The organism is Salsipaludibacter albus, from assembly GCF_019798055.1.
In the GTDB taxonomy this organism is placed as follows: Bacteria; Actinomycetota; Nitriliruptoria; order Nitriliruptorales; family Nitriliruptoraceae; genus Salsipaludibacter; species Salsipaludibacter albus.
Window position 1 is genome coordinate 106,397 of the sequence record NZ_JAHOPH010000005.1, and the last position, 20,616, is coordinate 127,012.

Genomic DNA, 20,616 nt, shown 5'->3' on the forward strand with positions numbered 1-20,616 from the left:
AGGTGCAGGTGCCACCGTCACCGCTGATGGCGTGACCGGTGCCGGGGGCGTCGAAGATGTTCGCGTCCGGCTGGCCGAGCGCGAGGGGGTTGAGGATCGTCTTGAGGCGCAACTGGTTCGGGCCCAGCGTGCCGCCCGCCAGGTCGACGTAGTACACGCCGCCGTTCTTGAGCCCACCGATCGCACCGGTGCTCTCGTCCGCGGCCGTCGCCGGGTCGTCCAGGACACCGCCGGAGTAGTAGACGACCTTGTCGCCGTCCTCGAGGCCGTGGGCGTAGGGCAGCGTGATCACGTCGGTGGTCGTGTTCACGTCCGTGCTCGGCCGGAACCGCGTCTCGGTGATCGTCGAGCTCGAGGTCCCGGTGGCTGCCGGCAGCGTCAGCGTCCCCTTGGCGACGACGATGCTGTTCGCCCCGATCCATGACTCGGTGGTCTTGGTCACGACCGGGACGGCGGCCGCGGCGCCGATGCTCGCCGTGCCCGAGACCGAGATGTTCCCGGAGATGGCCTGGAGTTCCGTGAACTCGCTCGCAGCCACCCGGATGCTGCCGTCGGCGGTCAGCAGCGAGCCGTCAGCGGGGTTGGGGCCACCGTCGACGTAGGCCTGGGTGGTGATGGTCAGGACCGAGACGTCGGCGTTCACCGTGACGGCGGCGGTGCCCCCGACCGCGGCCCCGGCCGAGATCGACAGGATGTCCTCGGACGAGGTGGCGTCGACGGTGATGTTGCCACGGACCTCGACGTCGGCCGAGCGGCCGATCCAGGCACGCGTGTTCTTGGTGATGACCTGGACGTCGACCCCGACCCCGACACCGGCGGTGCCGCCGATGGCGAGCGCGCCGGCGACCGAGTCGACGATCGTGGTGTCGCTGGCGCTCACCGCGACACCCTGCGACACGGCCGCCCCGGTGTTGTCGTCGTTGACCGTGGTGCCCGCGCCGAGGTAGGCCAGGGTCGTGTCGTCGGTGATGTGGACGCTGGCCGAGCCGGCCACCCCAGCAGTCTGGCCGCCGCCACCGCCGATGGCCAGCAGGAAGATGTCCTGCGACTGCGTGGCGGCCACCGTCAGGCCGATGGCGCCCTTGGCGGCCAGCGTCGCGTTCGCCGCGTTCGCACCTCCGGACGCCTCGGAGCCGACGAACGCGAGCACCGTCGAGGTGCGCACGAGGGTGGTGCTCGACACGCCGATGCCGGCGCTGGAGCCGAAGGCCAGGCCACCCGCGTAGAGCTGGATGTCGTCGGGGTCGGTCGCGGTCACGGCGAGGTCCCCGCCCGCGAGGACCGTGCCGGGACTGCCCGCGGTGCTGCCGATCGAGGCGCGCGTCCCGGTGGTCACGACCGCGACGATGACCGACGCGGAGATGCCAACCGACGTCGAGGCGCCCACCGAGGCGGCGACGGTGAGGATCTCCTCGCCCCCGATGGCGGCGATGGTCACGTCGTCGTCGAAGGTCGCCGTCGCACCGATGCCGAGCTCGGCCCGGGTGTCCTTGGTGACCACGTGGACCGCGATGCCGATGCCGATTCCGGCGTTGCCGAGCGTGCCACCGAGACCGCCGGCGCCGCCCTTGAGCTCGGTCGTCGACGACGCGGTGATCGACAGCCCCTGGTCGGCGCCCGGGGTGAGGCCGTCCTGGTTGATGTCGGCGTCGTCGCCGATCCGGGCGATCGTCGTGAAGGTCAGCACGTCGACGATGACCGAGCCACCCACGGCGACGCCACCGCTGTCGGCCGAGACGGCGCCGCCCAGGCCCAGCGAGGTGATCTCGACGTCGCCCACCAGCGGGATCTCGTCGCCCAGCGCCATCGGGGACAGCGACGACGTGGCGTCCAGCGCGATGGTGCCCGTCGCGTCGATGTCGGCGTCGTCACCGATCGTGGCCAGCGTGGAGACGGTGACGACGTTGACGGCCACCGCGGCGCCGACGGCCGTGTCGCCCAGGGCGCCGGAGGCAGCGAGGTTCTGCATGCCGACCGGCGAGGAGGCGTCCATCGTGACGTCGCCGTCGGAGGCCGTGATCGTGGCACCGCTGCCGATCGTCGCCTCGTTGACCAGGGTGACGATGTTGACGCCGACCGAGCCGGCGACCGCGGTGGAGCTGTTGGTCCCGCCGGCGGCGGCCACACCCCAGACGCGGAACTCGTTGACCGCGTCGGTGACGGTCGTGGCCGAGACGGTGACGCTCTCGCCCTCGAGGGTGGCGTTGGCGCCGACGGTCGCCGTCCCGGCCGCGTCGACGACGTTGACGCCGACGGCGGCACCGATGGCGGTGTCGGAGTCGATCGCGTAGCCGATCGCACGTGCCTCGCCGTCCACGTGGTGGGTCGAGCTGACCTCGACGGGTCCGTTGGCGGCGGTCAGCGACAGTCCGGCCGCCACGAAGGCGCCCGACTGCGTGTCCTGGTTCTCGACCAGCACGTTGACCGCGATGGAGGCCGCGACACCGGTGCCGCTGCTGCTGTTCCCGGTCTCGGACGACGACTGGCTGCTGGCCTCGTCGGTGCCCTCCGTCGAGTCCGGCAGGTCGGTGCTGCTGCCCGAGGTGTTGGGGTTGCCGTCGACCTGGTTCTCGGCCTGCTCGTCCGCGTTCGCACCCTCGTCGCTGTTGTCGGCCTTGCCCTTGGCGCCGGCGGTCGAGTTGGCGCTCGTCAGCGCCACGGAGGTGATGCGCACGGCGACGCCGTCGTCGCCGGAGAGGTCACGGAAGGTCGCGGCGAAGGTGTCGGTCACCACGACGTTGACGGCGATCGCCGCGCCGACCGCGACGTTCTTGCCGCCGGCAGCGGCGTCGGCCTCGACCGAGGACGAGCCCCAGAAGTTCGCCTCGACGGTGACCGCGCCGGTGGCCGCGACGCCCGTGCCGGTGCCGACGCGGGCGCGGGTCGTGACGGTCGAGATCGTCAGGCTGACCGCCGGCGCGACGCCGTTGCCCGAGCCGCCGGTCGCGTCCGCGCCGGCCGCGACCTCGTTCACGGCCTCCTGGAACGTGGACGCCTTCACGGTCAGGTCGTCGCTGCCGGTGAACGCGACGCCGTCCGCGATGTCCGCCGTCGTCGTGACGGTCAGGACCTGGACGGCGACCGCGATGCCGACCCCGGTGGACCCACCCTTGACGCTGGCCTTGCCGGTGGCGATGTCGTGGTTGTTGCTCTGCGCCTCGATGGTGGAGTCGCCCGTGCCCGCGGCGACGGTCGCACCGGTCGGCACGATCGCCGTGGTCGTGACGGTGACGACGTTGACCGCGACGGCACCGCCGATGCCGACGTCGCCGTTGCTGCTCGCGCCGGCCTGCGCGGTCGCCGTGCCCTCGTGGGCGTGGAGGCGGAACAGCTGGTTCGCGGCCGGGGAGGACGGCAGGAACGCGCCGCCGGCGACGGCGTCGTTGGCCGCGACCAGGTCCCACTCGTCGTCGACCTCGTCCCAGGTGTAGACGCCGGGAGCGTCGTCACCGTCGGCCTCGGTGAGGTGGACGTACGCGTCGTCCTCCGGGTCGAGGCGGAACAGGTCGTTGTTGCTCGGCGCACCCGGGTCGAACGGCAGGATGTCCAGCCCGATCGAGCCCTCCGGGAACGCCGAGCCCTGGTCGATGCTGCCACCGTGGACGACCCACGAGGCCCCGTCCCAGGTGTAGACGCCCGGCGCGTTGGCCCCGTCCTGGGCGGTGAGCAGGAAGGCGTCGCCGTTCTCGGCGGGTGCGGAGGTCGGCAGCGTGTCGCCCTCGGGGACGCGGACCCACTTCGCGTCCGAGGACTCCCCACCACCGAGGTCCTGCGAGGACTGGTACTGGTACAGCTCGACCTCCGGCAGCTCGTCGACCTGGTCGACGAGGACCCACTCGTCGTCCCCGTCGTCCCAGCGGCGGACCGGGTCGAGGGTCGAGGCCGCCATCAGGGCCTGGACGCTGACGCCGTTGGCGGTGACGGTGGTGTCCCCGAGCGTCGCGGTGTTGGTGACGGTCAGCACGTTGACGGCGACCGCGGCGGCGATCCCGGCGCTGTCCCCGGACACCTTGCCCTGGCCGTTGGCATCGGCCCGGCCGTCGGCGTTCGCGGCCGCGCGGACGGTCACGGACCCGGCGGCGGTGATGGTCAGCCCGTCGAGGATGGTGGCGGTGGAGGTGGCCCCCGCGATGTTGACCGCGATGGCGGCCCCGACCGCGACCGGCGAGCTCGAGCCGTCGGCGTTGGCGGTGTCGGCCTGCTCACCGTCCGAGCCGGAGGACGCCTCGGCCGGCGCGGTCCCGCTGCCGCCGTTGGCGGTGGAGGTGGTGTCGGCGTGGTCGCGCTGGTTGGCGATCTCGGTGTTGGTGCTGTCCTCGGTCCCGGGGTCGGAGTCGCCCGGGGCACCCTCGGCGCTGGCGGTGGCGTCCGAGACGACCCGGCTGCGGCCGATCGCCTCGACCAGGACGTCGCCCCCGGCCGTGACGTCGCGCTGGAGCTCGGCCGTGAAGTCGTGGTCACCGATCGACAGCGCGAAGGCGATGCCCACCGCGGCGTCACCCGTGGACTCGGCGGCGCCCTTCGCCGTGGACGTGACCAGGTTGTCCGACGGGGGTGCGCGCGCGGCGATGGTCAGCGACCCGGTCAGGGTCAGCGGCCCGCGGGTCCCGTCGTCGGCCACGATGGCCGACCGGCGGACGTTGGACAGGGTGATCGCGACCGACGGCGCGACGGCGACGCTCCCGGCCGCGCCGGCCTCGGCGTGGCTGGTCACGGAGTGGCCGCCGGTGGCCACCACGGACATGTCGGCCGCGCCGGTCGTGACCAGGGTCGCGGCGGCGTCGACCCGCGCGTCCACGAAGTCGTCGACCAGGGCGATCGCGACCGAGGCGCCGATGCCGGCGTCCTCGCCCTCGGCCTTGCCCTTCGGCGTGGCCTCCACGGTGGTCTCACCCGTCGAGGACGCCTCGATCGCGATGTCACCGCCGGAGACGGTCACCTCCGAGCCAGCCGCCAGTTCGGCGAGGTGGTGGACGTTGACGATGGCCAACCCGAGCGACAGCGCGACACTCACCCCGGCACCGGACGCACCGGACACCGCGCTCGCGCCGAAGACCTGCTTCGCGTCGCCGAAGAAGGTGAGTTGGCCGGCCTCGACGGTCAGCCCACCGCCGGCGACGAGTGTGCCCAGCACCCGTGCCTGCGTCGTGACGTCGGCCAGCAGGATCGCGACGGCGACCCCGATGCCCGCGTCCGCCGACTCGGTGATCGCGGAACCGTCCGCGCTGGCCGTCGCGTCGCTGTTGGACAGCGCGCGCAGGGTCGTGGCACCCCCGCTGTCGATCGTCACGGTCGCGGGGATGGTCGCCAGCGCATTCGTCGTGGTGAGGTTGACGGCGACGCCGGCGGCGATGCTGATCGGCCCGGACTCGCTCTCGGCGGCCGGGTCCTCGGCGTCGCCGCTGTTGCCTCCGCCGGCGCTCTCGTCGGCCTGTGCGTCGGCCTGGTTGCGCTCGCCACCGATGATCTCGTTGAGGCCCGCCTCGCTCTCGCCATCGCCGTCCCCGTCGCCGGCCGCAGGCTCCTCCGAGGGGCTCGCGCCCTTGGCCGACGCGACCGCGGTGGCGGAGGTCTCCGACTGCAGGATCGCCTCGATGGTGACGTCGCCGCCGGCGGTGACGTCGCGCTGGGTCGTGGCGATCGCCTCGTGGGTGGCGAAGGTCAGCGCGACCGCGATGCCCAGGGAGAGGTCGCCGGCCGACTCGGCCGCGCCCGCGGCGGAGGTGTGTGCCGCCGTCGCGGCGGTCGACATGTCGGCACGGATGGCGACGTCACCCGACGCGACCAGGCCACCCCCGGCACCGGCCCCGATCTGTGCGGTCCGGCTGACGTTGGAGATGGTGATGGCGACCGCCGGGACGATCGCGATGCCGTCCGACGACGCCCCCGCCTGGGCCGTCGTGGTCGTGTGGTGGCCACCGAGCGCCTCGATGCTGACCGCGCCCGTGCCGGACAGGGTCGCGTCGGCACTGTCGGCGACCTCGGCGACGGCGTGGTCGTTGACGATCGCCAGCGCGACCGAGATGCCGATGCCGAGGTCGCCACTGGACGTCTTCGGGCGCGGGGTCGCCGAGGCGATCGTGCGACCGTTGGAGCGAGCCCGCAGGACCAGGTCCTCGCCGCCGCTGACCACGACCACCGCGTCGCCGGTGATCGCACCGCGCGTGTCGATGGTCGCGATGGCCAGCCCGAACGAGACCGCCAGGGCGACGTCGGCACCGCTCGCACCCGAGACGGCGAGCGCCTGGGTGTCATGCTCGGCCAGGCGGACGAGGTCACCCTCGGACGGCGAGTCCGGCCACGCGACGACCGTGGCGATGTCGGCGTCGACCAGGTCGTGGACCCGGGTCCAGTCGTTGGCCGTGGCGTCGTACTGGTAGACCCCGGCCTCGTCGTCGCCGTCGTCGGTCCGCAGCTCGAACCACGCGTCGTCGACGGGCTCGAGGACGACCAGGTCGCCGTCGTCCGGCTCGTCCGGGAAGGTGCTCGCGTCGTCGATCGCCACCCAGGTCGTGGTGCCACCGTCGAAGCGGTAGTGGCCGGGGGCGTTGCCGTCGTCGGTGGCGGTCAACCGGAACAGGTCACCATCGGTGGCACCGGCGGTCTCGGGCAGCTCCTCGCCGTCGTCGACGTCGTCGACCTCCTGCCACTCCCCGTCGGCCTCGACCCAGCGATACAGCGTGCGCTGGACCAGCTCGTCGCCCCGGTCGACGCGGACGAAGCGCGTCCCGTCGAAGCGCTGCAGCTGGTCGCTGTCGGAGGTCGTCATGTCCGCCGTGGCCTCGAGGCCGGCCGCGGTCACGTCGCCCGCGACGATCGCGATGTTGGTGACGTCGTTGAGCGTGATCGCGACACCCAGGCCCACCGCGGCGCTGCCACCGCCGTCCGCCGCGCCACCGTCGGCAGTCGACTGGCCGTCCGCATTGGCCGACGAGCGAGCGGCCACCGTGCCACCGGTGGCGGTGATGGTCACGCCGTCGGGGACCGTGGCGCTCGCGGTCGTGGTGACCAGGCTGACGGCGACCGCGGCCGCGACGTTGATCGAGCCCTGCGAGGACTCCGCGTCGGGCGCGTCCTGCGTGGTGCCCTCACCGCCGTTGTCGGCGGCCTGGCCGCTCGCACCGTCGCGCTCGGCGTTGACGAGCTCGTTGACCCCGCCCTGGTTGCCCTCGTCCTCCGAGCCGTCCTCCTCACCGTCTTCCGCCGGGTCGGGGTCGTTCTCGCCACCCATGGCCGACGCGACGGCCTCGGTCTCGACGTGGGTCCGGCCGAACGCCTCGAAGGTGACGTCGCCGCCGGCGACGACGTCGCGCTCCGTCGTGGCCACGTAGTCGTGGTAGACGAACGACAGCGCGACCGCGATCCCGACGGCGGCGTCCCCGGTCGACTCGGTCGATCCCTGCGCCGTCGTGATGACGTCGTTGGTCGCCGGAGGCGCGCGACCCGCGACCGTGAGCGACCCGGACAGGTCGAGCGCCGGGTCGGAGCTGCCCAGCACCCGGCCCGTGCGCGAGACGTTGGAGATCACGACCGCGACCGCCGGGGCGAGGGCGACGCCACCCTTGGCCCCGGCACGTGCCGTGGTCGTCGACGAGTGCCCGCCACCCGCGGCGACCGTGACGTCGCCGCCGATCGGCGTCAGGAACGACGTGGCTGCGGGGATCTCGGCGAGCGCGCGGTCGGTCACCAGGTTGAGCGCAACCGACCCGCCGACACCGAAGTCCGTGCCCTCGGCCGGCTCGTGCGGCAACGCCTCGGCGGTGGTCTCCGCCCGGCTGTCGGCCGTGATGCTGATGTCGCCGGTCGAGGTCACGGTCGCGACGTTGGGCGTCGGGTCGGCGACGTCACGCAGCAGCGCCTGGGTCGTCACGTTGGAGATCGCCAGGGCGAGCGAGATCGCGATGCCCACGTCACCGGCGGAGGCTCCCGAGACGGCCTTCGCCCCGAGCGTGTGGGTGGTGTCGCCGAAGTACTCGGTCATGTCGGCGTCGACCACCAGCCCGCCGGACACGATCGTGCCGGCCACGGTCGCCCGGGTGACGATGGTCGCGAGGTTGATCGCCACCGCGACGCCGATGCCCACCGTGCCACCGTCGACCGCCGAGCCGTCGGCGCTCGCCGCCGCATCGGTGTTGGCGGTCGCACGCACCGTGACGGCACCGGTCGCCGTCACCGTCACGCCGGCGGGGATCGTCGCGGTCGCGGTGGTGTCGGTGAGGTTGACGGCGATCGCGGCGGCGACGGCGATCGGGCCGGACTGCTCGGACTCGGCCTCGGGGGTCTCGCCGGTGGTGCTGCCCTGGGCACCCTCGGCGGCGGCCTGGTTGTCGGCGGCGGCCCGCTCGCGGTCGGCCAGCTCGTTGACGCCGCTCTCGGCCTCGGCGTCGCCGTCGTCGGCGCCGGTGTCCTCCGAGTCCTGGCCCGCCGCCGAGGCGACCGCCGTGGCGGACGTCGAGGACTGGCCGATCGCCTCGAGGGTGACGCCACCGCCGGAGGTCACGTCGCGCTCGACGATCGCGGTGACCTCGTGGGTCGCGAACGTCAGGGCCAGCGCGACGCCGATCGCGGCGCTGCCGGCCGCGGATGCCGCGCCCTTCGCCGTCGTGTGGGCACCGGTCTCGGCGGTGTTCGCGCGGGCGGCGACGACCAGGTCGTCGCCGGTGGTCAGCAGTGCGCCGGTCCCGACCCGGGCGGTGCGGTCGACGTTGGAGATCGTGATCGCCACCGACGGGACCAGGGCGACCCCGTCGGAGGAGGCGCCCGCCTCGGCCGTGGTGGTGGACGTGTGCCCGCCGGACGCCGCCACCGTCGCGGCACCCGCCGACGACAGGTCGACGGTCGCGCCGTCAGCGATCTCGGCAAGCGCCGCGTCGTCCACGATCGCCAGGGCGACCGCGGCGCCCACGCCGACATCGCCGCCCACGACGATCTCGCGCGGTCGAGCGACCACCGTGGTCGCGGCGTTGGACCGGGCGGCGACGGTCACCGCCCCACCACCGGTGACGGTGACGTCGGCGGTCGGGGCCAGGCGCCCGGTGGCGCGGATGTTCGCCACCACCAGCCCGAACGAGATCGCGACGGACACGCCCGTCCCGGTGGCCCCGGAGACGGCCTCTGCTCCCGTGGCGTGCTCGGCCAGGCGGATGAAGTCGCCCTCGGCGGGGGCCTGCGGCCACGCCGTGACCAGCTCGATGTCGGGGCTGGCGACCGCGTTCCACGTGTCGGCGTCGGCGTCGTACTGGTAGACGCCCGGGGCGTTCGCGCCGTCGGTCTCGGTCAGCTCGAAGACGGCGTCGTCGGCCGGTTCGAGGACGAACAGGTCGCCGTCGTCGGGCTCGTCGGGGAAGGCGTCGCCGTCGTCGACCGTGCCGAGGTCGACCGGGTCCCAGCCGTCGTCGGTGTCGTTGCGGGTGTAGGTGCCGGCCGCGGTCCCGTCGTCCTCCTCGGTGAGGATGAACGCGTCGCCGGCGTCCGCGTCGGCGTCGTCGGGCAACTCGTCGCCCGAGTCGACCTTCTTCCACTCCTCGTCGTCGGCGTCCCACTGGTGCAGGTCCCGGGTGGGCAGCGACGCGCCCGTGTCGACGCGGACCCACCGGGTCCCGTCGAAGCGACGCAACTGGTCGCCGTCGGTGGTGGCCATGCCGGCCTCGACGGTCAGTCCGGCCGCCGTCACGGTGCCCGCGACCTCGGCGAGGGTGTCGACGTCCAGGTCGGTGATCGCGACCCCGAGGCCGACCGAAGCGGCGCCGCCGTCGGCTGCGCCACCGTCGCCGACCGTGGTCGCGTCCGCGTTGCCCAGGGCCCGGACCACGACGGCGCCGGCGCTGGTGACGGAGACGTCGACCGGGATGGTGGCCACCGAGGTGGTCGTGACGACACTGACGGCAACGGCGGCGGCGATGGTGATCGGCCCCGACGACGTCTCGGCGTCCGGGGTGTCGTTGGTGCCCGAGCCGGAGCCGTCCGACGAGTGGCTCGCGGCCGTGTCGTCGGCTGCCGTGCGCTCGTTGGCGACCTGCGTGGTGACGTCGCCGCTGGGGTTGGACTCGGTCCCCGCGGCCGATGCCGTCGCGGACGTCGTGACGTCGGTCTGGCCCGCGGCCTCGATGGTGGCGGAGCCACTGGCGGCGATGTCCCGGGTCACCGTGGCGAGGTGGTCGTGCGTGACGAACGCCAGGGCGAGTGAGACACCGACGGCAGCATCCCCGCTCGACGAGCTCGAGCCGACGGAGCTGGTGGTGACCGTGTTGGTGGCCGGGGGCGCCCGTCCCGCGACCTCGAGCGAACCGGTCAGGGTCAGGGCGGAGGTGGCGTCGTCGCCGAGCAACCGGCCGACGCGGGAGACGTTGGAGATCGTCACGGCGACCGCGGGTGCCAGCGCGACACCGCCGGCGGCGCCGGCCTGGGCCGTGGTGGTGGTCGAGTGGCCGCCCGAGGCGACGATCGCGAGGTTGCCACCGGGCAGCGCGAGCACCGCACCGGCGGGCACCTCGGCACGGCCACGGTCGGTCACGATCGCCAGGGCGACGGAGCCGCCGACGCCGAGGTCGTCGCCCTCGGCGTCGCCAGCAGGCGTGGCCGACACCGTGGTCTCACTGGTGGACGTGGCGGCCAGCGTGGCCCCGCCGGCGCCGGTCACGTCGGCGGTGTCGGCCAGCAGCGCCTCGGTGGTGACGTTGGAGATGCCGATGGCCAGCGACACCGCCACCGCGACGTCGCCCCCACTGGCCCCCGACGTCGCCGATGATGCGAAGGTGTGCGTCGTGTCGTCGGTGTCGGCGGTCGCCATCGCGGCCTCGACGGTGACCAGCCCGGCGGCATCGACCGTCCCGGCCACCAGGGCCCGGTTGACGACCGTGGCCAGGTTGATGGCGACGGCCACCCCGACCGCGGTCCCGGAGCCGTTCGTGGCGGCCGACCCGGTGGCGTTGGCCGTCGCGGTCGTGTTCGCACGTGACCGGAGCAGGACCGGCCCGGCCGTGGCGGTCACGGTGACGCCGTCGGGGACGACCACGGTCGCCGAGGTCGTCGTCAGGTTGATGGCGAACGCGGCCGCGACCGAGATCTCGCCGGACTGCTCCGACTCGGCGTCGGGCGTGGCGACGGTGTCGTCGGTCTGGCTGGCCCCGTTGTCGGCGGCCCGCTGGTCGGCGAAGTCGCGCTGGGCCGTGGCCTGGTCGTCCGCCGACTCACCGGTGTCCTCGGCACCGGCGGCGGACGCCGACGCGGTCGCCGAGGTGGTCGTCTGCTGGGTGGCGGTGAGCTCGACACCGGCGGCGCCGGTCGCGGTCACGTCCCGGGCGACGGTGGTCGAGACGTGGTGGTCGGCCCAGGTGAAGGCGAGCGCGATCCCGACGGCCGCACCGGTCGCCTCGGTGACCCCGCCGGTCGCGGTCGTGGCCACGGTGGCAGCCTGGTCGGCGCCCATCGCGAGGCTCCCGACCTCCAGGAGTTCATCGGCGGTGGCGAGCAGGGTGGCGGTGTCGACCGTCGAGACGGTGATGGCGATGGCCGGCGCGAAGGCCGTCCCGCCCTTGGCGCCGGTGCGCGCCTCGGTGGCGACGTCCGTGTCCGAGTCGGCCGCCAGGCTCACGGCATCCGCGCCGGTGAGGGTCGAGCCGGTGCCCAGGGACGCCGACGTCGTGGCATCGACGATGGCCAGTGCGACCGAGGCCCCGATGCCGGTCGCGTCACCCGATCCGGCGTCCACGCCGGCGGTGGCGCTGGTCGCGACGTCCTGGTCACTGGCCGCCGCGAGCGTGAGGTCCGTGCCGGTCGCGATGACGTCGGCGTCCGTGCCGACGGTCGCGGAGGCCGTGGCGAGCACGATGTTCACGGCGAGCGAACCGGCGACCCCGACGTCGCTGCCCCCCGCGCCCGAGGTGGATGACGCCGCGAAGGCTGACGGGTCGCCGCCGGTCGTGACCTCGACCGTCACGCTGTCGGCTGCCGACAGGTCGAGCTCACCGGCGAGCCAGGCCCGGGTGATGATCTCGGCCACGTTGACGGCGACCGCGATCCCGACCCCCGACGCGGCGTCCTCGGTGGGCGGGGTCTCGGCGCCGGGGGCGGCGCTGCCGTCGTCGACGAAGGTGAGCACGGCGCCGACCTCGCCGATCCGGACCCACGATCCGGCCTCGGTTCCGCGGTAGATGCGGTAGCCGGTGGCGCCAGCCACCTCGGTCCAGGTCACCTCGATGGTGCGGTCCGTGGCGCCGTCGGCGATCGCCAGCTGGGCCTCGGCGCTGGGGAGGCTCTCGTCGCCGTCGAACAGCGCGGTCACCACGTAGAAGAACGTGGTGTCCGTGGCGAGCGTCCCACCGGCCTGCGCGGTCAGGGACGGCGTGGAGGGGACGAACTTGACGTTGCCGGCATCGGCGGTCGCGGAGGCCCGGTTGCGGGCCGCGGCACGCACGACGACGGCGCCCGGCACGGCCACGGCGTGCGCCCCGGCGGCGCCCGGATCGATGAATGCCTCGGTGGTGGCCACCAGCACGGTCACCGCGAGCGAGGCGGCGAGGTCCTGGGCACCGTCCGCGGTCTGCGACTGGCCGTCGGCCCGGCCGTCGGCGGCGTCTGCCTGTTCCGTCGTGCGGGTGGGGTCGTTGGCGGACTGGTCGTTGCCCTGGGCACCGCTGGGCGCGGCGGCCGAGCTGGTCGGGGTCTGGTTGTCCGTGGCCGCCTCGACCGTGAGGTCCCCGGCGGTGATCGGCGTGGCGGCCGAGCTGTCCACGAAGGCACGCGACGTCGTCACGACCACGCCGACGGCCACGCCGGCTCCCGAGCCGGCCAGCGAGGAGTCGCCGACCGTCGTGACGTTCGTGTCCATGCGCGACGTGATCGAGACCGTGTTCGCACCGGCGTCGATCACGCTGGTGTCGGACACCTGGCTGACCGCGGAGGCGACCAGCACGGAGGCGGCGACCGACGAGTCGCGGGTCGTGACGTCGTCCCAGTTGGTGCCGTCCGCGCTGGGCGCGGTGGCACTCGGGCCAACGGGGTTCTGGGCCTCGTAGCGGTTGCCGTCGGTCGGGTCGGTGACGACGTCGCCCTCGGCGTAGGCGGTGGCGCTGTCCCACTCGCCCCGGTCGAACCCGCGGGCCCGCGCGATGGCGGTCACGTCGACCCGGCTGGCCAGCGTCACGTTGCCGGTCGCGGTGATGGAGGAGGCGCCGCGGACCCGGACCCAGGCGTCGTAGATCAGCTGCACGATCGCCGAGTTGATGCCGGTCTCGTCACCGTCCTCGACGATCGGGCCGTTCACCACGGCGTCGTCGGCGGGCGTCCCGGTGCAGCCGGTGATCCCGGTGAACGAGGTGTCGGTGGTGCCGGTGTAGGAGCAGGCGTCCGTGATCCCGTCGATCACCAGCGTGCCGTCGTCGGCGAAGCCGTCCGTGGAGTCGACCGTCAGCGTGCCGCCGGCGAGGTCCTGGGAGGCGCCGTCGACCGCGGTGCGGGCAGTCCCCGCCAGCGCGTCCAGCAGGACGACGTTGCCCACGAGCGTCGCACCGTCGACGTCGATGCTGCCCTCGACCCCCAGCAGCGTCGAGGTGATCCCGAAGGCCGACTGCCCGTTGCTGGTCGCGCGCGCGTTGAAGGTGATGTCGCCGGACCCGACGTCGATCGTCACGCCCGGCGCGACCTTGATCTTCTCGGCGTTGACCGTCAGGTCGGCGCCCGGCACCAGGAAGTCGCCCGTGAACTCGACCGTGTCGGTGCCGTCACCGCCATTGATCGTCACCGAGTTCGTCCCGGCGATGGTGAAGAAGGTGTACTCGACGAGTGGCAGCTCGGTGGAGCCGGTGAGGGGTTCGAAGTAGCGCACCTCGATGGTGGCGCCGTTCGGTGCGACCTTCATCCAGTCGCCGTCGAGCAGGAGCGCATCGTCGCGGCCGTTGATCGTGACGTCGGCGGCACTGACGTCGACCGGCTCCAGGTCCGCGTAGGCGATCGCGCGGCCGTCCACGACGACGACCCCGGACTTGGGCCCGGTGGGGGTCGACGACACCCGGTCGGCGCGCACGCGCAGCGTGTCGTACCCCCGCAGTCCCCCGTCGACCGTCCGGACGTGGGCGCCGTGGGCCACGTCGAAGACGTCCTCGTTGTCGGCCGCGCCGTACAGCACCTCGACGCCGTCGAAGGCGAGCCCCGGCAGCGACCCCGCCCCGTCGCCGTCCACCGTCCAGGTGGTGTCCCCGGCCGGTCCCGCGACCGTGTCGGTGCCACCACCCCCGGTGAACGAGATCGAGGCGGTCGCGCCGACCAGCGTGGCGTCGACGGTGAGGGTGTCGTCGCCGGCGCCACCGAGGAGGTGCACGATGGTGATGCCGTCGAGCGACAGGCGGTCGACCGTTCCGTCGGCGGCGACCAGGGCCAGGGAGTTGGTGTCGGCGTCGTGGCGCAGCACGTGGGCGAACGCCTCGCCGTCGGCGACCGTCGCGGTGGCGACGTCGCCGGCGACCGACCAGTGCGAGGTGGCCTCGACGGCCGCGTCGCTGTCCGCGGCGTCCGTGGTGGCGGGCTCGACGGCCGGCTCCACGGCCTCGTCCTCGGGCTCGTCCGACGACGCGTCGTCGTCCGGCTCCGAGGAGACCTCGTCGGTCGTCTCGGCCTCGCCTGGTTCCTCGGCGGTGTCGGACTCGTCGGTGGCGTCGGACTCGTCGGTGGCGTCGGGCTCGTCGGTGGTCTCGGCCTCGTCGGGGGCATCGGTGGTGTCGTCCTCGCCCGCAGGCTCGGAGGTGGACGAGTCGTCGGTGGCGGCGTCCTCGGGGGCGTCGTCGGACCCGCTGTCGTCGTCGGTCGTCTCTTCGGCGTGGGCCGTCTCGGCGTGCTCCTCCTCGTGGTCGCCCGCAGGCTCACTGGACTCGGCCGCAGCCGGCGGGGCGGTCACACCGTGACTCTCCCCCGGCGCCAGGGACGACTCCATGAGCCCATCGCCGGCGTGGTCGAGGCCGAGGACGTGGCCGATCTCGTGGCGCAGGACGGTGCGAAGGTGCATGCCCCCGTCGCCCCAGCCGTGGCCGGCGGCGGTGGCGTCGACCGTGATGGTGCGACCGGAGGTCCGACCGAGCTCGCTGCCCGGCAGGTCACCGACCGTGGCACCGATGCCGGACAGGTCGGCGTCGGGGTCCGCATCGGCCCAGTCCGACAGCGCACCGGCCAGGGCCGCGTCGAGCTCACCCGCCGACAGGGCCGCCACGTCGCCGTCGAGCACGCTGCTCGCGGCCACCATGCGGCGGTCGGCGGAGGCGGGGACGACGGTCTGCCAGAAGGTCCTGGCCTGGTCCATGACGCCCCCGAGCTGCTGGGGGCTGGGCGTGCGGACCGGCATGACCGTGGGCAGGGGATCGAGGTCGACGGTCGGGACGACGGTCGGGGTGGTCGGCAGGACGAGTGGCAGCACGAGCAGGGCCGAGGCGAGCGCCATGAGCGCGCGCCGACCCGTCGGCAGTGCCCCAACTTCCTGCATCCCCGGTGGTCCCCAACGAGGCGTCGATGTCCGCACGGCCCCCCGTGGACATCGGATCGCACACTCAACGCGCTCCGAGCGCGGCTGTCAAGAGATTGGCGAAAATCCAGGACTCCGGTCCTGATTCAGGCATCCAGCTGCTCGTCGAGACGGCGCAACGGCGCGAGCACGGTGCCGGGGAGCGACCCCGGGAGCCGGCAGGCGTCGTGCAGCCGGGCCACTCGGGCCGACCACGGGACGACGACCACGAGCCGTCCCCCCGCGGCCCGGACCACCTCCGTCGCGGACCGGGGGCCGGTGTCGACGAGGACGACTGCTGCGGCTCCGGACTCCTCGATCGCCGCGAGGCCCGGGCGGTCCCGCCGCACGACCAGCACGTCCCCCGGAGCGTCCCCGGGCAGGGCACCGGGCCCCACGACACCGCCATCGACCACCACCCGGACACCGGACGGGGGTGCGATCCGCCCGACCGCGGCGTCCACCCGGACGGCACGCAGCCCGTCGACCCCGGGCACGCCGGTCGACGCCGCCCACGCACGATGCCCCGCCAGCACCTCGGGGGGGACCTGCCGCACGTCCGGGACCGGCACGTCCCCACGACCGACGACCAGGCTCGGACGTTCCCGCCAGGCGGACAGGGCTCCGAGCGCCAGGGCGATGGTGGTGACGCCGACACCCCCCGCCGACCCCACGACGCGTGTGCTCTCGACCTCGACTCGAGGGTCACCCGCCACCAGGTCCGCGACCACCTCGGCCAACGTCCCGTGCTCGGCGGGCCACGCCACCACGGCATCGACCTGCTGCGCCAGGCGGGTCGCGGCGATCGGGTCGTCGTCCGGGCCGACCAGGGCGACGCTGGGGAGGGGGACACCGTCCACCGAGGCGTCGGCGCTCGACCCCCCGACCCCGACCAGTCGCAGTCGGGCCGGCAACGCCTCGCCCCGCGTGACCTGCCATCCGAGCCGGGACTCGATCCATGCCCCGACCTGGTCGACCAGGTGACGTGGACCGTCGACGACGACCGGCAGTGCCACGAGGTCCGATCGATGCACCATGCGTCCCGTCCACGGCAGTCCGCGGAGGACGCTAGGTCGTGCGACGACGGGCAGAGACCCGGATGCCGGACCTGTGGATGGTCAGGTGTAGTCGCGGTGGTGGGTGATCTGCCCGTCGTCGCCGAAGGCGAAGAACGACGCACGTGGGAGATCGCTCCAACGACGACCGCCGGCCTCGTACGAGATCGTCCACTCGACCGCCATCTCCCGTCCGTCGGCCGCCTCGATCACGCGCTTGGCCGTGATCGCGACGTCCTCCTTGCCGGCCAGGTAGTCCTTCAGGTAGGCCTGGATCAGGAGGTTGCCCCGATGCGGGGGGTTGTACGGCTCGAGGTAGATCGCGTCGATGTCGTAGAGGCTGGGAAGGTCGTCCAGGTCGCCCGAAGTGAGCATGCCCTGGAGACGGTCCCAGGTGTCGGCAGCCTGGCCCACGCAATCTCCTTCTCGGTCCGGCCCACGGTCGTGGTCGTCCGGGTCGGACGGCCGGACGGGGGAGTCGGCGCGTGCTCGCGCCCTCCCCGACCGTGGGGCTGACGCTTGATGCTAGTCCCCCGGGACGCAGGGCCCAACGAGGTGTCGACGACACGGGCGGCCGGCCCGATCGTTCGTCGCACGGCCCCGGGGCGACGGCGTCCGCCCACACCGGCCGACGGCGAGCGGCAGGACCGGGTGGCAGACTGGCCAGCGAGAGGACCGTCCGACCGTCCTGTTCCCACCCGTCGCCGACCACCCGAGGTCCCGCATGTCCACGCCCATGCAGTCCGCTGCCCTGCCGGAGGGATCTCGTGTCCCCGACGGACTCGACGACGTGGCTGCGGCGCTGGCCGACCGGCTGCCCGAGCACCTGGACGCCCTGGTCGAGCTGGCCAGCATCCCGTCGATCTCGCTGGCGGGCAACGACCCGGCACACGTGCGGCGCAGCGCCGAGGCGACGGCGGACCTGCTGCGGGGGGCCGGCCTGGAGGACGTCCGCCTGCTCGAGGTGGACGACGCCCATCCGTACGTCACCGGCTCGCTGTGCCACGCCGGCGAGGCCGCGCCGACGCTGCTGCTGTACGCCCACCACGACGTCCAGCCGGTCGGGACGCCCGACCGCTGGAGCAGCCCGCCCTTCGAGCCGACCGTCCGCGACGGACGGCTCTACGGACGTGGCTGCAGCGACGACAAGGCGGGGGTCATCGCCCACGTCGCCGCGATCCGCGCCTGGGTCGACGCCCGGGGCGAGCCGCCCGTCAACGTCAAGGTCGTGATCGAGGGCGAGGAGGAGATCGGCTCGCCCCACCTGCCCGTGTTCCTCGAGCGATACGGACCGATGCTGGACGCCGACGTCATCGTGATCGCCGACGTCGGCAACTTCAAGACCGGCTGGCCCGGGCTGACCTGGTCGCTGCGAGGCCTGATGGACGCCACCGTGACCGTGCGTTGCATGGCCCAGCCGGTCCACTCCGGCATGTGGGGCGGACTGGTCCCGGATGCCCTGACCGCGACTGCCCGGCTGCTCGCGACCCTGCACGACGATCGCGGCGACGTCGCGGTCGACGGGTTCGCGGCCGGCGCCCGGGAGCTGACCCCCGAGGAGCGGGCCCGCGTGGAGGCGCTGCCCCCCGACCCGGACGGGCTGCGGACCGAGGCCCGGACCGTCGAGGGGCTCCACTGGCTGGGTGACCCCGACGACTCCCCCCTCGAGCGAATCTGGTTCACGCCGACGATCACCCCGACCGGGATGTCGGTGCCCGACCTCGCCCACGCGTCCAACACGCTCCTCAACGAGGTGTCGACGAAGCTGTCCTGCCGGATGGTCCCGGGGCAGGATCCCGCCCGCGCCTTCGCGGCCCTGCGTCGCCACCTCGAGGAGCACGTCCCGTGGGGACTGGAGGTCGAGGTCTCGCCCGGCGAGACGGCCCCCGCGTGGGTCACCGACCCGTCCAGTGCGGCCCACGAGGCCGCCGCGGCCGCCTTCGAGGCGGGCTACGGCCACGACGTCGCGTGGATGGGCTGTGGTGGGTCGATCCCCCTGGTGGGACCCTTCGCCGAGTCGTTCGGGGGTGCCGCGGCACTGCTCATCGGGGTCGAGGACCCAGCCTCCAACGCCCACGGCGAAGACGAGTCCCAGGACCTGGGCGACCTGGCCCGCACGGCCCTGTCCGAGGCCTACCTCTTCGCCGAGCTCGCCGACCGCGCCGAGGCCGTCCGCGCCCGGGGGGCGTGACCCAGCGGATCGACGCCCCCCGACGGACACCGGCACGCGGCGAAGGCTCCGGAGGCCACGGTGGACCACCAGCAGCGGCAGGGCTTCCACGCGGACGCGGTCTCGACCCGCACGCCCGAGGCAGGACGGTCACCGACCGCGCGACAACTGGGCGCGGTCTTCCTCGGTGGGATGCTCGGGGGCGGGGCGCGCATCGGCGTCGCCCTGGCGCTTCCCCACGACGCCGGGATCCCGTGGGCCACGCTGCTGGTCAACGTGCTGGGCGCGCTGGTGCTGGGATTCGTCGGGACCCGGCTGGCGGCGTCCGCACCACCGACGTCGCTGGCCGTGCCCCTGCTGTGCACCGGCTTCCTCGGCAGCTTCACGACCTTCTCGACCTTCTCCCAGGAGACCTGGGAGCTGGCGAGTGTGGCCGCGGACCCGGTCACCGCCACGGGCTACGTCGTCGGCTCGCTCGTGCTCGGGGTGCTGGCGGCACGGGCCGGCATGGTCGTGGCGCGGCGATGACCATCGTGGTGGCGATGGTCGCCAGTGGGCTGGGGGCGACGGCCCGGGCAGCACTCGACGGGCTGATGGTGCGTCGTTCCGGCGCCACGTTGCCGTGGAGCACGACGACGGTGAACGTGGTCGGAGCGTTCCTGCTGGGCCTGCTGGTCGGACTGCACGGGACGGGTCGGCTGGGCGACGACGCACTCGCGATCGCGGGAGCCGGCTTCTGTGGCGGCTTCACCACCTTCTCGACGTGGATGGTCGAGACGATCGAACTGGACACCGGGGTCGGTCACGGACCCGCGATCGCCAACCTCGTCGGGATGGTGCTGGCAGGGCTGGTCGGCACCGCCGCCGGCTCAGCGCTGGCCTGATGCCCGGTCCGGCCCCGGTCGAACGGCCATCGCGAGGTGCCAGGCGGCGGCCCAGACCAGCGCGGCGCCCAGGATGTGGAACACGACGGGCAGGGGCGGCACGCCCAGCGCGTACTGCAGGTAGCCCAGCCCACCCTGGGCCAGTTCCAACCCCAGCAACAGGGTGGCGGCGCGCCGGACCCGAGTGGCGCCCATGGCCACGGCGACGGCCAGGACCGCGACGGTCGCGCCGACCAGCAGCCACACGGCGTCGGCGTGCGCCACCGCGATGGTGCGGATGTCCAGGCCCAGCCGGACCGTCCCCGGGTCGCCGGCGTGCGGACCCGAGCCCGTCACCAGCGTGCCCAGCACCAGCACCGCGCCGGCGACGACGACCACCGCCCCGGTGGCGAGCCGCAGGCCGGTCACGTCGTCGTGCGGTCGCGGATCCGTCCGGCCCACCAGCACGACGGCCGCCGCCACCAGCGCCATCGACGCGAGGAAGTGCGCCGCGACCACCAGGGGATGCAGTCCGGTCAGGACGGTGACGCCGCCCAGCGCTGCCTGGGCCCCCACGCCGACGGGCTGGACCCACGCGAGGCGCCGCAGGTCGGGGCGGTCACGCGCCTCGCGTCGCGCGGCCAGCACGACCCAGACGGCCGCGGCCAGGACGACGAACGTCAGCAGCCGGTTGCCGAACTCGACGAACGTGTGCCACTGCGCGTCGGCGGCTGCCGGGACGACCCGAGTGCCCTCGCAGGCGGGCCAGTCCGGGCAGCCCAGGCCGGACTCCGAGACCCGGACGATCCCACCCGTGAGCACGATCCCGATGTTGGCCACCAGGGCCGCCAGGGCCGCGCGACGCAGCCGCGGGAACCCGGGACCGGACCGACCGGTCCCGACGGCCGAAGGGGCGATCGTGGACATGCCCGGCAGGGTACGCCGACTCCCGACGGGCTCGTCCGCCCCGCAGGGGGCGCCGGCCCACGGCTCGCCCCGACGTCGCCGCGGGCCTACCCTCGGGGGTCCGGGAGCCACCCC

Annotated in this window: 7 protein-coding genes (1 of these 7 running past the window's edge); 3 read left to right on the forward strand and 4 right to left on the reverse strand. The window is 73.8% G+C overall.

The genetic code is table 11. The features are described from left to right. From KR546_RS04765 to KR546_RS04775, 3 genes are all read right to left on the reverse strand, one after another. Positions 1-15,469, reverse strand: partial view of a Calx-beta domain-containing protein gene (locus tag KR546_RS04765; RefSeq protein WP_238443559.1) — the beginning only. It extends 23,924 nt beyond the left edge of the window; only the first 15,469 of its 39,393 coding nucleotides appear in the window; its start codon is at positions 15,467-15,469; its stop codon lies off the left edge, out of view. Between the two features lie 125 nt (positions 15,470-15,594). Further along, positions 15,595-16,524, reverse strand: a complete 930-nt coding sequence (locus KR546_RS04770; RefSeq protein ID WP_238443560.1) for a hypothetical protein — start codon at positions 16,522-16,524, stop codon at positions 15,595-15,597. A gap of 81 nt (positions 16,525-16,605) precedes the next feature. Continuing rightward, positions 16,606-16,956 carry a nuclear transport factor 2 family protein gene (locus tag KR546_RS04775; RefSeq protein ID WP_238443561.1) on the reverse strand — a complete coding sequence of 117 codons (351 nt, stop codon included), beginning with the start codon at positions 16,954-16,956 and terminating at the stop codon, positions 16,606-16,608. 310 nt (positions 16,957-17,266) lie between these two features. Between KR546_RS04775 and KR546_RS04780 the strand changes: the two genes are divergently transcribed. Genes KR546_RS04780 through KR546_RS04790 form a run of 3 tightly spaced genes read left to right on the forward strand, consistent with a single transcriptional unit; the run spans position 17,267 to position 19,596 of the window. Further along, entirely contained in the window at positions 17,267-18,733 is a 1,467-nt protein-coding gene (locus KR546_RS04780) for a M20/M25/M40 family metallo-hydrolase (protein ID WP_238443562.1), read from the forward strand. A gap of 60 nt (positions 18,734-18,793) precedes the next feature. Further along, positions 18,794-19,240 carry a fluoride efflux transporter FluC gene (locus KR546_RS04785; RefSeq protein WP_238443563.1) on the forward strand — a complete coding sequence of 149 codons (447 nt, stop codon included), beginning with the start codon at positions 18,794-18,796 and terminating at the stop codon, positions 19,238-19,240. Further along, positions 19,237-19,596 (forward strand): fluoride efflux transporter FluC, encoded by a 360-nt coding sequence (locus KR546_RS04790; RefSeq protein WP_238443564.1) that lies wholly within the window; start codon positions 19,237-19,239, stop codon positions 19,594-19,596. Before KR546_RS04785 ends, KR546_RS04790 begins: the two co-directional genes overlap by 4 nt. Here the strand turns inward: KR546_RS04790 and KR546_RS04795 are convergent. Next, the gene (locus KR546_RS04795) at positions 19,582-20,502 is read right to left on the reverse strand and encodes a COX15/CtaA family protein (RefSeq protein WP_238443565.1); all 921 of its coding nucleotides are present in this window, start codon (positions 20,500-20,502) and stop codon (positions 19,582-19,584) included. The two genes, KR546_RS04790 and KR546_RS04795, sit on opposite strands and share 15 nt — an antisense overlap. Between the last annotated feature and the right edge of the window lie 114 nt (positions 20,503-20,616).